This is a genomic window from Priestia flexa (assembly GCF_021441905.1).
In the GTDB taxonomy this organism is placed as follows: Bacteria; Bacillota; Bacilli; order Bacillales; family Bacillaceae_H; genus Priestia; species Priestia flexa.
Window position 1 is genome coordinate 1593577 of sequence record NZ_CP090431.1, and the last position, 15731, is coordinate 1609307.

The window sequence follows — 15731 nt, forward strand, 5'->3', positions numbered from 1 at the left end:
TTATTTCTCCTTTCGCTTGTTTTTCCATGCGTTGACTAAATGTGAATAAGCACTTCGAACAAAGGGCATTGGATCTCGTAAGCTGAACAATGCCCATTCTTTTTCGCCTTTAAAACCTGATAGGAAATCTCGTAACGTCATGCCTTCTTGTTTTCGCTTCGTTAGGTAAGTTAAGTAATAACGCACGAGATAAATCCACTTCACTCCATCTTTTTGAACGAGATGGGGAATCGGTTGTTGTTCTGTCATTGATAAATAGTAGAGGTAAACAAAGTCGATTCCAGCTGCACCTGTTAAGCTGTGGGTGAGCCAAAAACGAGGGTTTATTTCAATGAATTTATAAACACCATCTCTCGGGTCTTTTTTAAACTCAGCCATCGCAACGCCCTTTAAGTGAATGGCTTTAAAGAATGGGAGGCAAATATCAAATAATTCAGGAACGGTCTTACTGACAATATGCGCTCCAGTGCCAAACTGAGCTGGAAACTGATGATTTTTTTGGAGTGAAAACTGAGCAAGTAAATTCATATTTTCATCAAAAAAAGTGGCTACCTTATAAAAACAGCTGTTATCGCCTGGAATAATTTCTTGTACAATTAAATCTCCAGCTTGTTGATAGGTAGGGTATTCTGCTTGGAGTTGTTCAGCAGTTTGGATTAAGATTGCTTTTTTATTAATAATCTTTCGAAATTCATGTCCAAGCACAGGCTTTAAAATGCACGGAAACTCTAACGTCTCTATCGCTGTCTTCATATCATCTTCATTTTTAATAATAAACGTTTTAGGGCAGGGGATGTTATGTTTCAAAGCAAGATTATAAGCTCGCTGTTTATCTAGCACTTGCTCAATTACATCATGATCAGGAAATAAGAATAAAAAATAATTGGAAAGTTCCTCACGGTATTTGGAAATAAATATGACATAATCATCAGCACCCGTATATAATACAGGTTTCTGTTTCTGTTTCTTTCCAAGTGTAATGAGCACATCTAGCAGCTCTTTTTCTTCGGTAAGAGGACTTGGACAAGGGCTACAGGTAGCTAATTTTGTTTTTCCAATTCGGTAAGACTTTTCTGTATCAAAAGCATATATTTCAATGTTCCGTTCTGCTAACCTTTTAATAATTCCTAAGCCGTTTGCGCTAAGGTCGAGTACTACGGCAGCATGTTTGTCATTCATATTTTTTCACCTACTTTAAAAGCGGCAAGCGCTTGAGAATAAAGGTTGCTTATAAAAGACACCATTTTCACGTTTGTCAGGTTGGCGTTTGCGAAACGCTTTGCATTGGCGGCCATTCGAGCACGCGCCTTTGTATTAGCGATGAAAAAGGAAAGTGCTCTAGCTAACGTTTCGGTGTCTCCTGGTTCAATAATAATTCCAGTTTTATTATGCTTAATAATCTCTGGGATGCCTCCGCATTCTGTTGAAATGATTGCCGTTTGAGCATGCATTGCTTCAATAATAGATAGAGGCAAGCTATCGTTTAGCGTTGCGAGAACAAAAATGTCGGTTTCGTGTAAGATTTCTGGAATATCGGTTCGAGTTCCAAGAAAATGAACCATGTCCAAATGGAATTTTTCCTTTTGTTCTTCCAACTCTTCGCGCATTTCTCCGTCACCTACAATAAGCACTTCTACGTTATCTAGATGATTAATAGTAGACAGGGCACTTAATAAATCTCTATGGCCTTTTCTAGGGCCTAGTCTAGCAATTGATGCAATGGTAATCTTGTCATCTTTTGCTTTATGCTTTTTAGGGTACATCTTATTTTCAATCCCGGTGTAAACTGTTGTCATATGTTCTTGTTTGGCACCAATACTTTCAAGTGGTGGGCGAAATCCATCATGTAAAATGATAATATGGCTGGCAAATGAAACAGCTTGCTGCTCCATGCGTAGGTAATACGCTTCTTCAACCGATCCTTTATCAAAAATATTGAATTTTAAGCGGTTAAAAGTATACATGCCGTGAGGAGTATAGAAGAGAGGTTTCTGAAGAGACTTGTTAAATTTCCCTAAAATATTTGCGGTGAATAAATCTTGAGCATGGAGGATATCATATTTTTCTAAATCTACGGTCTTTAACATTTGTTCATAGATATAAAGTAAACGTTGGTTTTTTAAAATAAGTTTGTTTACTTCGCCATAACGGGTTGAAAAAAAGTCTTCAAGCTCAGGAACAATTTCATTGCGCATTTCTTCTTTTTTTAAAGATGGAAACTTACGAGGAGAAATGACATCCACATAATGACCTTGGCTCCGTAAAGTAGCGCTTAGCTCTGAGATATAGTTAGATAAACCACCTGTGTGAGGATAATCCCAAAATGTTGTAATTAAAATCGAAAGCCTGCGCTTTTGTGACTTTTGTTTTTTCATAGATTTTAACTTTTTGCTAGGTTGAGTTGAACTGTATTCTTCCACATCACTTTTATTATTAATCCCATAAAATGTATCCAACGTATCAATTATATATGGATATGGGATGTTGCCACTGTATTTCACAACCAAACCCTCCTTATAATTTCAAACGCTTCAGCATACGGTACACCAACGGTCATTCCCCGAACCTTTGCTAATGCTTTTACTCCCTCATATGATCTTGGGTGTGGGAAATCACGCATTTCCACGTCATATTCTTTTAGCGCTTCCACTTTTAAATCCATTGTATCGGTAACATTTACAAAATAATTTGGTTTAAATACTTGATCGTGTGTATAGGTATTCCATTCGGTAGAAGATACTGTTTCAAATGTAATGAGCTCGATTGGTTTTTTATTAGGAAGCGGGCGAGTCGCGGTTAACACCGCTTCAAATGTAATACGGTGATCGATGTTCATATCACCGTAGTGGTGAGTGAAAATTTTACTTGGATTATATTTTGTAATTAATGCTTCAATGTCTTTTGTCAACTTGTGACGAGGCATCATTTCTAACTCTAAATTTTTATGACCGAGAAAAATCACTTCTTCAATGCCGAGCTTTTTGTTAGCGAGACGGCCAAACGCTTGAATATGATGAGCTTCTTCTTTACGCCCTAACGCTGTAACAACAGATACGACCGTATATCCTTGATCGATCAATCGTTTGAGAGTTCCTGCAGAGCCTAATAGTTCGTCATCAGGGTGGGCTCCGATAACTAATATATAATCTTTCATTCCGATGTCACTCCTTATAGCCTTCTGTCTCTATTACGGTTAATATATGCAAACGTATGGTTGAAAAGCAACCGGCATTAGCGGAAAAAAGTTGATAATTACCAATAGAATTTTTCTACTTTGAAAGCAAATTACTGATAAGAGCTCCATTTCAAATGAAGGTCTGGACGTAGATCACGTAAATGCTTAAAGAATAAGTCTAAAACCCCTAATTTTTCTAAACCTTGAAAAAGCTTAGTAGGAACTTTTGTATCAGAAGTTAATGCTCGTTTTAAATCAATAACCTTCAAATGTCCATCTTTTGTAATTAAAATATGTCGAACCTCTGCATCCCATCTAGTAAAACCAACCCTTTGAAGTTCATCAAGAAGCAAAATAATTTCCTTAACTAAGGAAAAGGGTAGGCTGTTCGTTCTTTTTATATATCTAGCTAGAGAAATAGATTCAATATATTCTAAAATAATGTAATTATAGCCAGCTTCATAAATCCTTGGGATGACGGAAGAACTTTGACCTAGCTTTAATGCTTGTAGCTCTTTTTGTTGTGTTGCTTCATTGTAGTAAATTTTGATACACTTGCCATTTTTAAGATGATATACTTGGCCATCTTTTCCGCTACCGATTAGATTATGGTCGCGTAGGCTACTAAAGGAAATTCTTCGTTGCCTAATAAGGGGATATTTCATATTGATTAAGCCTCTTTTCTTAAATGTTATTTAATTTACTTTTTCTTAATAGTTTATGAGACAGGTTATGGAAATGGAACCGTTAATTTCTGTGCATATTGATTAAAAATATGAGAAGATAATAAAAATTTCTATAAAAAGGAAAGAAAGGAGAAGAACAAAAAATATGTCTGAGGAATCATATATTCGAACAGGACTTGCCAATTTAATGAAAGGGATGGAAGGGGTAGGAGGTAAACTATACCTAACTTCAACGGAGCTTATACATAAATCACATGCGATTAATGTTCAACGAGGTACTGTAACATTGGACTTGGCAGATATTGAAACGGTAGAGAGAGTCCGTAACAAATTATTAGGAGTGCCTTTGTTAAAAAACGGTCTAAAAATAACTACAAATGATGGAGAAGAGCTTCGGTATGTTGTGAACAAAGCAAGCCAGCGGGGGGAAGATATCGAACAAGCAATAAATAAAGAAAAGCCGAACGTTATGTGACAACGTTCGGCTTTTCTTTATTTACTATTCATTACTTCAGAAACAATTTCATATGAGCGTAATCGCGCTTTGTGGTCGTATATTTGTGCGTTGATCATCAATTCATCAGCATTTGTTTCAGCAATAAAGCTTTCAAGCTTTCTCTTTACAGTTTCTGGTCCGCCGATGATGGATGAACCTAACTGTTGCTGTAGAGTTGCCTTTTCAAATTCACTCCAAATCTTGTCCATATTGTCAACAGGTGCTTTAAGTTTGCCTGGCTTGTTGCGAATTAAGTTTAAGAACTGCTGTTGAAGCGACGTTGCTAATCGTTCCGCTTCTCTATCTGTATCCGCTGCAATTACGTTAACGCCTAACATTGCATATGGTTTATCCAATACTTCAGACGGTTGGAAGTAGCGGCGGTACATTTGAAGCGCTCCAAGCGTATTGTTCGGTGAAAAGTGGCTTGCAAATGAAAATGGTAAGCCAAGCTGAGCCGCTAACTGTGCACTAAATCCACTTGAGCCAAGTAACCAAATTGGCACTTCAAGACCTTCTCCAGGAACAGCTCTCACTGGTAGTGGGTGCTCATCAGATGGAACGGCAAGATATGCTCTCAGTTCATCTAACAAATCTGGAAAATCTTGACCATCACTCATGCGTCCTCTTCTTAAAGCTTGGGCGGTTAATTGATCCGTGCCAGGAGCGCGACCTAAGCCTAAGTCAATTCGACCGGGAAAAAGGGATTCTAATGTTCCGAAATGTTCTGCAATAACAAGCGGTGAGTGATTAGGTAACATAATGCCACCTGAACCCACTCGAATGGTAGATGTACCAGCAGCGACATGGCCAATTACGACAGAAGTAGCGGAGCTTGCAATTCCTGACATATTATGATGCTCGGCTAACCAGTAGCGATTGTATCCCCATTTTTCGACGTGTTGTGCTAAGTCTAGCGTATTTCTAAGTGCATCAGCCACCGTGCTGCCTTCCAAAACAGGTGACAAATCAAGCACTGAAATTGGAATGTTTTTTTGACTGTTTGGATGTTGGTCCATCGACATATACTCATCCTCTTTCCGTAATAATAATAATTTAATTATTCGATAATCATCGAACTATCTACAGGTTTCATTGTAACAAGAATGTGAAAGAGAGAAAAATAAAATGCCTGTGTTTAAACAGAAAATAATTCGATAATTTAGTTATATCATGTTAGGTTTTCTTACAAAAAATAATAAAAAGAATAAAATATTTGGTGATTATAGCTAATTAGAAATTTTAAAATTATCATTTATGTTAATGATTCTTAAAAATTAATGTAATAAAATAAACTTATTACACAAAACGTTATATCTTATTACATTATATGTTAAATTTTCAGAAAATAAATAATTTTCCGAAGAGGTGAAAGTGTGATGAACAAACGGTATAGTGGTTTCGCATTTGAAGAAAATTTCTTACCAAGATTATCGAGTGTAGATATTGAGCACCTCTCTAAAGAGGACGCACTAGTCATTTTACCAATCGGTGCAGTTGAACAACATGGTCCGCATCTTCCTGTTTATACCGATACTTTAATTGCAGAAGGGCTTTTAGAAGAAGCAATGCTTCAGCTTCAGCACGAAAATATTTGGGTTCTTCCAGCCATTCCTTATGGTAAAAGCAATGAGCATCTAGGTCTATCGGGAACAATAAGCTTATCAGCTTCTACATTACAAGCAGTTGTAATGGATTTAGCTATCAGCGTCTGTAAAAGTGGCTTTAAAAAGCTTTTGCTTTTCAACACACACGGCGGAAATCATGACCTGCTCAATATGATGGCGAGAGAAATACGCATAGAAACTGGCTTGATGGTATTTCGGTTAAATCCTGGATTTGAAGCAGTCAATCGCTTAATTTCACAACAAGAACAGCGCTTTGGGATACATGGAGGTGAAGTGGAAACATCATTAATAATGGAGTTGAAGGGGGATTGGGTGCAATTTGATAAAAGTCCAACAGAGTTTGTTAATTTATCCAATAACCATCATTTACATTTGAAAGGAAATAGCTACTTTGCCTGGGTAATGAACGATATTTCAAACACGGGTATAGCTGGAGATGCCAGACAGGCAACGAAAGAAAAAGGGAAAATGATGAAAGAACTCATCGTGAGTGAGCTTGTTAAAACATTAAAAGAAATGAAGCATTTTTCATTAGGTGATTTAAAGAAAGACTATGTAAATAAATGAAGCGAGGTGGTCGAATATCGTGAGCATTCAGCAGGTGAATCAAGTAAATGAGGTAAAGCACGAGAGTAGCCCCACAATTGTACAAATGAACCGAGTTAATAAAATGTATGCAAACGGTAAAGTCGCTGTCAAAGATGTTAATTTGACGATTCAACAAGGAGAATTCGTTTCATTTGTCGGCCCCTCAGGTTGTGGAAAATCAACTATTTTTAAAATGATTTCAGGACTGATCGATCAAACAAGTGGTCACGTTGACATTCTTGGAAAGACACCTCGTGACGCTCAAAAAGAAAGTACGGATGTGGCTTTTGTGTTTCAAGATGCTACGTTACTACCATGGAGGTCAGTTATTGATAATGTAATGCTTCCTCTAGAGTTTCGCAATATAGCCCATTCTGAAAAGAAGGAGCGCGCTTATAAAGTACTAGAAATGGTAGGGCTGAAAGAGTATACAAAAGCGCTACCTCGAGAATTATCAGGTGGAATGAAAATGCGTGTTTCTATTGCCAGAGCATTAATTGCAAAGCCGAAGCTTTTGTTGATGGACGAGCCGTTTGGTGCCCTTGATGAAATTACAAGGCAAAATTTACAAAGTGAGTTATTGCGAATTTGGGAAAACGAAAAGATGACGGTGCTTTTTATTACACACAATGTATTTGAAGCTGTGTATCTATCGACCAAAATTGCGGTAATGACGCCTAGTCCGGGTAAAATTGAATCCATGGTAGAAGTGAATCTACCCTTCCCTCGTAAAGCAGAAATTCGGACAGATCCACAGTTTAGTAGTATCGTTGCTAACGTATCTCACGATTTAAAATTTTAAATGAGGTGATTTATGGTGTGGTTACAAGAATTCATAAATGAGTTTGGAACTGATGCTGTTATTGTAAACGAGGTCTTAAGAGAAAAGCTATCAAAAGACTACTATTGGTATTCTCCAGTACTGTATGAGCAGCTTAAAAATAAAATCGCCGATTGTGCAATTGCGCCAACATCAATCGATGAACTACAGCGTATCGTTTCGTTTGCCGTTAAAAATAAAGTGCCTATTACGCCAAGAGGAGCGGGAACAGGAAACTACGGCCAAGCAATTCCATTACAAGGTGGAATCGTTATTGATTTAACAAAACTTGATCGTATTGACATGCAAGGAGATCGCTTAGTTTCCGTGCAGGCTGGCGTTCGCTTAGGTGTATTGGAAAAGACGCTGCGTCAAAACAATCGGGAACTTCGTATTTTTCCGAGCACTTATATGAAGGCAACGGTGGGGGGATTCTTATGCGGAGGCTCCGGTGGAATCGGATCGATTCGTTGGGGGAATTTATGGGACGATAATGTAAGTAGCGTTACGGTTATGACCGTTGAGGAAATGCCCCAGCTGTTAACTGTTTCAGGTGATGACATGCAGCAGTACATTCACAATTATGGCACAACCGGTCTTATTGTTGAAGTGAAGCTGCCGATAGAACCAAAGGTGTCATGGTCACAACATATCGTTTTCTTTCATGATTTTCGTGAAGCTATTAAGTTTAGCGATGAACTAGCCCATAGTGAAGAAATCCTTAAGCGTTTGGTTTCCGTGTGTGAATGGCCAATTCCAGCTCACTTTCACCCCTTGAAGAAAGTATTACGGGAAGGTCAGTCAATTGTCATGCTTGAAATTGACGAAAAATCAGTTCATCTATTAGATTGTTTGGCAGATAAATATGATGGAGACATAGGATACACAATTCCTGCTGAAAACTATCAAAAAGGACTAAAGCTTTCTGATTTTACATGGAATCATGCGACATTATGGGCTCATAAGCATGGAGACAATTTAACCTACTTGCAGGCTCGCTTTCAAACTGATCGAATATTTGAGCAGATGGCAGACCTTCGAAGTAAATTTGGTGATGAAATTCAGTTTCACTTTGAATACATTAAAATTCAAGGAGAAATTGTACCCGCTTCACTACCGGTGGTGAAATATCAGTCAAAAGAGAGGTTATATGAAATCATCCAGTTTTGTAAAACGATTGAAGTAGAAATTAATGATCCGCACACATATATACTCGGGTTTGGTGGATACAACATGAGAATGAAAGAGTTATTAAAACGAAAAGAGCTAAACGACCCTTATAACTTATTGAATCCTGGTAAGTTGCCGACGGCTAAAGAAGTCCAAGAATTTCAGTTATAGGAGGGGGAAAACATGGAACATTCGCATCAGGAGTTAAATCGAGTTCAAGAAGTAAACGTCACCTATAAGAAAAACACGTGGCCAATATTGAATACGTATCTTCCACCGGTTATCGTATTTATGCTTTTTATGCTATTTTGGCAGTTTGGTACCCAGCTGCTTCAAATTCCACCTTACTTATTGCCAAAACCAATGGATATTGTAGAAGCTGCCGTAATGAATTGGAGTAACCTAAGCGGTGCTGTTATTCGAACAATCACAGAGTCGATGCTCGGGTTTATGTTTAGCGTAATAGGTGGAGTGGTTGGCGCGCTATTGATGTCTAGCTCTAAGCTTCTAGAACGCAGCTTATACCCCTACGCCATTTTATTACAGACTATTCCGATTGTGGCCATTGCACCTATCATCGTGATTTGGTTTGGTTCAGGTATGAATGCTATTGTGATCATTGCGTTTACAATTGGCTTTTTCCCTATGCTATCCAACACGCTCATTGGCTTAAACGCAACGGATCGTGGCATGATTAATTTGTTAAAGCTGTACCAAGCGTCACCTTGGCAAATTATGTGGAAAGTGCGAATTCCAGCTGCTCTTCCTTATATCATGGCAGGATTGAAAATTTCCTGTACCTTAGCAGTTGTAGGAGCAATCGTAGGAGAATACATAGCCGGTATTGGTGGGGGCGACGGTGGTTTAGGCTATGCCATTACGGTAGCTTCCTCTCGGATGGAAACGGCATACCTATTCGCTTGTGGTATTTCCGCATCTGTTTTAGGTATTGGCTTTTTCTTGCTGGTCAATTTATTTTCTAAGCTTTTGTTAGGTTCATGGCATGAGTCGGAAATGAAGAGAGAGAACTAATTTTCTAAAAGGGGGAAATGAGTGTGAAACAAGGGGTTTTAAAAAAAATCGGTTTAATTGGTGCTGTATCACTGCCGTTATTTCTGGCAGGATGTGGAAGTGAAGAGACGTCTGGGAGTGATAATACTGAGAAAAAATTAGAAACGGCAACCCTTATTACAAACTGGTTTGCACAACCTGAACATGGCGGTAACTACGCGGCATTAAAAAAAGGTTTTTATAAAGAACAAGGTCTCGACATGATAATTGAACCGGGAGGACCTCAAATTTCATCAACCCAAGTCGTTGCTTCTGGAAAGGCTGAATTTGGTTATACGCAAGCGGAAGATATTTTAATTGCAAGAGATAAGGGAATACCTCTTGTTGCGATTGGAGCAATTTTTCAAAAAAGCCCGCAGGTATTAATTACCCATAAAGGAACGGTAGGAGATTTTAAGGAGCTGAACGAAAAGACAGTGTATACAGCACCAGGGAGTGGTTATTGGGAATATATTAAAAAAGCCTATAACTTAGATAGGGTAAAAGATCGTGCGTATACGGGCTCATTAGCAACCTTTATTGAGGATGAAAATGCGGTCACACAAGGGTACGTGACGTCAGAGCCGTTTTCTCTTGAACAAGAAGGAATAGAAAACGATTATTTATTCATTCATGATGCTGGATTTGAAACGTATGCAAACGTGATTTTTACAACTGAAAAGATGATTAAAGAAAACCCTGAAGTGGTTCAATCATTTATGAATGCTACGGTAAAAGGATGGGAGTATTACCGAGAAAGTTCAGATGAAATCAATCCGTTCCTTCAAGAGAGAAATCCAGACTTGAAGATGGAAGCGATGGAATATGGTGCAAAAGCACAAGAAGAATTGATCTTCGGAGGAGATGCTGCTGAAAGAGGTTTCGGTTATATGTCAGCGGAGCGCTGGGATAAACTTCAAATGCAGCTTCTTGATTTAGGGATTATTAAAAATAAAGAAGATATTAAGGGGATTTTTACAACAGAATTTTTAAAGAAATAAACCGTAAATGTAGAGAAAAAGAGAAGAGTAGATCTTCTCTTTTTTAGTAGAAAGGAAGATTCTATTGTATGATATGGCCATTAAAAATGCTCGGTTGTTACACGCAGTGGAAGTTGTAAATATTGGAGTATCGAATGGAAGGTTTATGCATATAACAAAAGATCTAGTAGATGGAAAGAAAGTGATAGATGCCAAAGGGGGGATAGTTATTCCGCCTTTCGTAGAATTGCATACTCATTTTGATACCGCTTTGACTGCAGGTTGGCCAAGCTTTAATCGAACCGGTACGTTACAAGAAGGAATTTCAATATGGAACAAACGAAAAAAAAGTCTTACCATCAAGGACGTGAACGAGAGGGCTGAACAAGCATTAAAGATGTACATCAAGCATGGGGTGTTAAGTGTTCGAGCAGCAGTGGACATATCTGATGATGATTTGACGGCTTTAAAAGCTATTCTGCAAATAAAAAAAGTGTATGAACAAATTATCGATTTACAAATTATTGCTTTTCCGCAAGATGGGTTGTGGAAGTGCTTTGAAAATCAGGGGCGAATGCGGAAAGCACTTGAAATGGGAGCTGACGCAGTAAGTGCTGTGCCACATTTAGAAAGTAGTCGAGAAGAAGGGGTGCGCTCTCTGGAATACTGTTTTAGTCTCGCCAAAGAGTATGGAAGCTATATTCATATTTTTTGTGACGAAGTAGACGAAGTAAGCTCAACATTTGTACAAGAAGTAGCGAATTTAACCATTGAAAATGGGTTTGAAGGTAGGGTTGTAGTCAGCCACGTAAATGCGCTGGCTTATTATGAAAGTAAATATGCTGAATCAGTAATGGAGGCTATAAAGAAAGCACGTTTAACCGTTGTTAGTTGTCCACTTATTAACAGTTCGATGCTAGGAAGAAATGATGCATATCCTAAAGCGACAGGAATTACCAGGGTGAAAGAATTAGATACCAAAAATGTTAATATTTGTATTGCTCATGACGACATTCAGACTCCTTTTTATCCCTTCGGAGACGGAAATATGCTAAGAGCTGCTTTTATGGGAGCGCATTTAGCTCATATGACAGGAGAAGAACCAGTGAAAAGGGTTTTATCCATGATTACAGAACGACCAGCCGCTGCTTTTGGAAAAGGCAAAGCGTATGGAATTCAAGAAAGAAGTGAAGCTAATTTTTTACTTTTTGAGGAGCGGACGATTCGTGAGCTTATGCTTAACCAGTCGGTGCCTAGATATGTAATCAGAAGAGGGAAAGTTATAGCTGAAACGATTCCGGCTTATACGAAGTGGGGGTGTTCTTTGCAACTTATGTAAAAAAGCCAACGCGTGTCTGCGTTGGCTTTTCTGTATTAATATGCTAGAGCAAATAAACCTTTGATGTGTGATAAGTAACGAACGTTACTTGCTTCTTTCATTAGAGACGCTGGCAAACCTTTTAATTGCGTTTTATTTCCGCCGATTGTACCAATTGCATCTTTACGTCCAAGGCTTCCTAATGTACCAGAGAATACTGGAGAGAACCCGTGCATTGCGCCACCTTTAATAGCTACTGCTAAGTTCACGCCAATAACTTCTCCCATTTGCCAAGCTAGCTGTGCAGTTGGTGGGTAAGGGCGTCCTTCAGGTCCCATAACAACCGCGCTATCACCAGCTACGAAAATGTCTTCGTGAGAAGTAGATTGTAAGAATTCGTTCACAAGAGCACGACCGCGGTTTACTTCGATACCAGAGTTAGCAACTACTGAGTTACCTTGAACTCCGCCAGTCCATACCATTGTTTTTGTTTCGATTTTGCTACCGTCTTTAAGCTCAACTGTTGTAGCATCCATTTTTGTAACAGGAGTTCCTGTTACAAATGTTACGCCACGTTTTTCTAAGCTTGATTGAGCGCGTTCTACTAGTTCAGTTGGGAAACCAGGAAGAACAGTTGGAGCAGCTTCTACACAGTATAGAGAAACATCTTTTGGATCAATACCGTGTTTTAGGCAAAGGCTTGGCATAAGGTCAGCATATTCACCTACAAGCTCGATACCTGTTAAACCGCCACCACCGACAACGATTGTTCCGTCAGCTTTATTTTTTGTTTTGCTAAATTCAACAATGCGCTCTTCTACGTGTGCACGTAGGCGGTTTGCATCATTTACTGATTTCAACACAAAGCTGTTTTCTTCTAGTCCTGGAATGCCGAAGTAAGCAGTTTCACTACCTAATGCAGTTACTAAGTAGTCATAGCTTAATTTTGTTCCGTCTTCTAATGCCACTTCACGTTGGTCTGGTGAAATTTCTTTTACTGTAGCAATCTTTAATTCTACATCTTTACCTTTTAGTAACTTTTCTAATGGAAGAGCTACTGCTTGTTCAGATAGTCCACCTACTGCTAAACGGTGCAGTTCAGTAATGATTTGGTGAGTAGAAAAACGGTTTACTACTGTAATTTTTGCTTCAGATGCACTTAAGTGTTGACGAGCTGTTAGGGCTGTTAGTAGACCACCATAGCCGCCACCTAAAATTAAAATATGTTTTGACATAGTAGATCGATCCTCCGTTCGTGCTTTATAAAATGATAGATTGTTATTATTTTTGTTTTTCGCCTGTTACTTCTAAGTAAGCTTGCGCAAAGCGGAATAGTTTTTGAACTTGTGGATCTTTGAGCATACGTAATAAACCAAACAAACCGATAGTTGTTGATTGGTTAGCTTCCGCACGATCATTTGCTTCGATTGCTGAAGCAGCAAGATCTTTCACTTTTCCTTCAACTGGTTCGATAAATTCTTTAGCACCAGCAAGTAAATCTTCTTTTAACACGTTATCTGTTAATAGAGACTGTGTTAAGTCGTACGTTTTTGTTAATACAGTTACCATTTCAGTTAACTTTGGTAAGTTGTCAACAAGAACTGTTAATGATTCTTGAACTTCTGGTTTTAGCAATTGATCAAGTACATCTGATTGAGTTGCACCTTTAGCTTGAACCGCTTCTTCAGCCGGCTTTTGGATAGTTGATTGAGACATAAGAACGTCCTCCTTTGCTGTATATTGTTGCATATGTAGACACTTTAGCTGCTAGACTTCTAGTTTTGTTGTGAAGTCCTGCACATTTATCTATTGTAAATTTATTGCCTTATAAAAGCAACCGGTTTGGTGGAAAAAACTAAGAAAGAGTCGAACGATGCATTTATTGGAAATGAACTCTGTTTATTCAGAAAATAAGAATAAATTCCGATTTTTAGATTGACGATTTTATCGATTCTCACATATAATCTAAAACATAACATTTGATGTGAGGAGATATGACGTGAAGGTCGTGAATGAACTATACCAAACAGCTATATTTGAAATTAATCGTGAAAAATTAATAGATCAGTTAACGAAGTTAAAAGAGAGTCATGAAGAGCAGATAGTCGTTATCAAAGAGAAAATCGAGAAATATGAGCAGAAAAAAAGAGCTCAGGAAACATGGTATCAATCACTTTCTCCGTTTCGCAAAATTTTTACAGGAAGACCTTTAAGTCATCATGAAGCCGTTGAGTATATGGTCCATGTAAAGGACAGGTTTCGTAAAATTGAGCAGTTTAAAGGGAAAATTCGTGAAGTTGAACGTGTGCTTGAACTGCTAACACAAGAGGTTGTCATCGAGGAAATCGTTTTAACATCAGCGATTGTAGAAGGTTTATCGCGAATGGAGGAAAGATAATGGGGATTGAAGAACTTAGCTTGGGCGTCAATACAACGTGGGTGGTACTAACGGCTGCTATGATTCTATTAATGGAAGGCGGCTTTGCATTATTAGAAGCTGGATTTGTACGGTATAAAAATAACGTTAATATTATCATGAAGGTATTTGCTGATATTACAATTGGAACGCTTTGCTTTTATATAATCGGGTTCGGACTTATGTACGGAGATGATTTAGGTGGTATTGTTGGTACAAATGGCTTTGCGCTAACAGGTAATTTATCGCATTTAGATATTCCAATCGGTTTGGAAACGTTCTGGCTGTTTCAATGTGCGTTTGTTATTGCTGTGATTTCCATTGTATCTGGCGCGGTCGCGGAACGAATTAATTTCCGCGCATATTTATTATATGCAGTGCTAATGACCGCAGTTATTTATCCAATTGCGGGTCACTGGATCTGGGGCGGAGGCTGGATTGCTTCACTTGGAGTACAAGATTTTGCAGGATCAGCTGTTATTCATGCTTTGGGCGGCTTTTCGGCGCTTGCTGCTGCTATCGCCATTGGGCCTCGTACAGGAAAGTTTACGGCTAACGGAGTGAGCTCAATTGCCTTACCGAGTAATTTACCTTTAGCATCTGTTGGAGCGTTTTTACTATGGTTTGGTTGGTTTGGTTTTAATGCAGGGAGTACGTTAAGTGCAACTGATGTAAGAATTGGTCACATTGCCCTTGTGACTATGCTGTCAGCTGCATCAGGTGGTGCCGCAACTTTATTCTATACGCTTTTTAGACATAATCGTTCAGACGCTCCGTCCGTGATCAACGGTTCACTCGCAGGTCTGGTTGGAATTACAGCAGGATGCGCTTTTGTCAGTACGCCTTCTGCCATTTTTATTGGTGCAGTTTCTGGGTTGTTAATGATGGCCGCAACAAATTGGTTAGAGGCAAGACGAATTGATGATCCAGTCGGCGCATTTCCGGTTCACGCTGCTGCTGGCGTATGGGGGACAATTGCAGTAGGGTTATTTGCTACAGATGGTGGTCTGTTCTTTGGAGGTGGCTTTGAGCTACTAGGGATTCAGTTCATTGGCTTAGTAGCATTGTCCGCGTGGGGCTTTTTAGCAACGTGGTTTGGTTTAAAAGCAATTGCGCTACTTGTACCGCTTCGCTCCACAGAGGAAGAGGAAGAAGTAGGGTTAGATATTAGCTACCACGGCATTATGGCTGCCAATCAGTCTCATGAATTTATTGAATACTATAACCAGTACGAACAAACAGAACAAAAATAAAAGAGGCTGAGACATAAGTATTTCAGTCAATAATCTATCCGAACTATTGCGAGTTAACTACTTTTGATAGTTCGGATATTTTTTGTTGGTTCCAAAGACAATTAAAAAAAGCGAATTTCTGTAGCGTAATGGAGTAAACTTATTCTTCCAA

General features: G+C 38.7%; 16 protein-coding genes. 9 read left to right on the forward strand and 7 right to left on the reverse strand.

Annotated elements, in window-relative coordinates:
- From LZP85_RS08055 to LZP85_RS08070, 4 genes are all read right to left on the reverse strand, one after another.
- A complete protein-coding gene (locus LZP85_RS08055; RefSeq protein ID WP_206782393.1) occupies positions 1-1179 on the reverse strand; it encodes a carboxylate--amine ligase in 1179 nt (392 codons plus the stop codon).
- Positions 1176-2501 (reverse strand): glycosyltransferase family 4 protein, encoded by a 1326-nt coding sequence (locus tag LZP85_RS08060; protein WP_119543536.1) that lies wholly within the window; start codon positions 2499-2501, stop codon positions 1176-1178. Before LZP85_RS08060 ends, LZP85_RS08055 begins: the two co-directional genes overlap by 4 nt.
- Positions 2498-3154 carry a PIG-L deacetylase family protein gene (locus LZP85_RS08065; RefSeq protein ID WP_025908045.1) on the reverse strand — a complete coding sequence of 219 codons (657 nt, stop codon included), beginning with the start codon at positions 3152-3154 and terminating at the stop codon, positions 2498-2500. Before LZP85_RS08065 ends, LZP85_RS08060 begins: the two co-directional genes overlap by 4 nt.
- 131 nt (positions 3155-3285) lie before the next feature.
- Positions 3286-3840 carry a serine/threonine-protein kinase gene (locus LZP85_RS08070; RefSeq protein ID WP_025908044.1) on the reverse strand — a complete coding sequence of 185 codons (555 nt, stop codon included), beginning with the start codon at positions 3838-3840 and terminating at the stop codon, positions 3286-3288.
- Positions 3841-4006: 166 nt separating this feature from the next.
- Here LZP85_RS08070 and LZP85_RS08075 point away from each other — a divergent pair, with 166 nt between their 5' ends.
- Positions 4007-4336, forward strand: a complete 330-nt coding sequence (locus LZP85_RS08075) for a GRAM domain-containing protein (RefSeq protein ID WP_119543534.1) — start codon at positions 4007-4009, stop codon at positions 4334-4336.
- 17 nt (positions 4337-4353) lie between these two features.
- Here LZP85_RS08075 and LZP85_RS08080 read toward each other — a convergent pair whose 3' ends face one another.
- The gene (locus LZP85_RS08080; protein WP_025908043.1) at positions 4354-5382 is read right to left on the reverse strand and encodes an LLM class flavin-dependent oxidoreductase; all 1029 of its coding nucleotides are present in this window, start codon (positions 5380-5382) and stop codon (positions 4354-4356) included.
- A 354-nt stretch (positions 5383-5736) separates the two neighbouring features.
- On the opposite strand from LZP85_RS08080, the gene LZP85_RS08085 reads away from it, so the two are divergent.
- The 6 genes from LZP85_RS08085 to LZP85_RS08110 all read left to right on the forward strand — a co-directional run bounded on the left by LZP85_RS08085 (position 5737) and on the right by LZP85_RS08110 (position 11932).
- Entirely contained in the window at positions 5737-6552 is an 816-nt protein-coding gene (locus LZP85_RS08085) for a creatininase family protein (RefSeq protein ID WP_119543533.1), read from the forward strand.
- A 25-nt stretch (positions 6553-6577) separates the two neighbouring features.
- Positions 6578-7375 carry an ABC transporter ATP-binding protein gene (locus LZP85_RS08090; protein ID WP_373688711.1) on the forward strand — a complete coding sequence of 266 codons (798 nt, stop codon included), beginning with the start codon at positions 6578-6580 and terminating at the stop codon, positions 7373-7375.
- A 12-nt stretch (positions 7376-7387) separates the two neighbouring features.
- Complete coding sequence (locus LZP85_RS08095; RefSeq protein ID WP_119543532.1) at positions 7388-8734, forward strand: FAD-binding oxidoreductase; 1347 nt, start codon at positions 7388-7390, stop codon at positions 8732-8734.
- A 12-nt stretch (positions 8735-8746) separates the two neighbouring features.
- On the forward strand, positions 8747-9595 hold the full coding sequence (locus LZP85_RS08100) for an ABC transporter permease (protein ID WP_025908039.1): 849 nt from the start codon (positions 8747-8749) through the stop codon (positions 9593-9595).
- A gap of 17 nt (positions 9596-9612) precedes the next feature.
- Positions 9613-10614 carry an ABC transporter substrate-binding protein gene (locus LZP85_RS08105; protein ID WP_119543531.1) on the forward strand — a complete coding sequence of 334 codons (1002 nt, stop codon included), beginning with the start codon at positions 9613-9615 and terminating at the stop codon, positions 10612-10614.
- A gap of 73 nt (positions 10615-10687) precedes the next feature.
- On the forward strand, positions 10688-11932 hold the full coding sequence (locus tag LZP85_RS08110) for an amidohydrolase family protein (protein WP_076513028.1): 1245 nt from the start codon (positions 10688-10690) through the stop codon (positions 11930-11932).
- Positions 11933-11967: 35 nt separating this feature from the next.
- Here LZP85_RS08110 and LZP85_RS08115 read toward each other — a convergent pair whose 3' ends face one another.
- On the reverse strand, positions 11968-13146 hold the full coding sequence (locus tag LZP85_RS08115) for an NAD(P)/FAD-dependent oxidoreductase (protein ID WP_025911184.1): 1179 nt from the start codon (positions 13144-13146) through the stop codon (positions 11968-11970).
- A gap of 46 nt (positions 13147-13192) precedes the next feature.
- Complete coding sequence (locus tag LZP85_RS08120) at positions 13193-13627, reverse strand: helical membrane plugin domain-containing protein (RefSeq protein WP_119543530.1); 435 nt, start codon at positions 13625-13627, stop codon at positions 13193-13195.
- A 283-nt stretch (positions 13628-13910) separates the two neighbouring features.
- Between LZP85_RS08120 and LZP85_RS08125 the strand changes: the two genes are divergently transcribed.
- Positions 13911-14309 carry a hypothetical protein gene (locus tag LZP85_RS08125; protein WP_119543529.1) on the forward strand — a complete coding sequence of 133 codons (399 nt, stop codon included), beginning with the start codon at positions 13911-13913 and terminating at the stop codon, positions 14307-14309.
- Positions 14309-15580, forward strand: a complete 1272-nt coding sequence (locus tag LZP85_RS08130) for an ammonium transporter (RefSeq protein ID WP_206782392.1) — start codon at positions 14309-14311, stop codon at positions 15578-15580. The genes LZP85_RS08125 and LZP85_RS08130 overlap by 1 nt, the downstream gene beginning before the upstream one ends.
- Positions 15581-15731 lie beyond the last annotated feature (151 nt).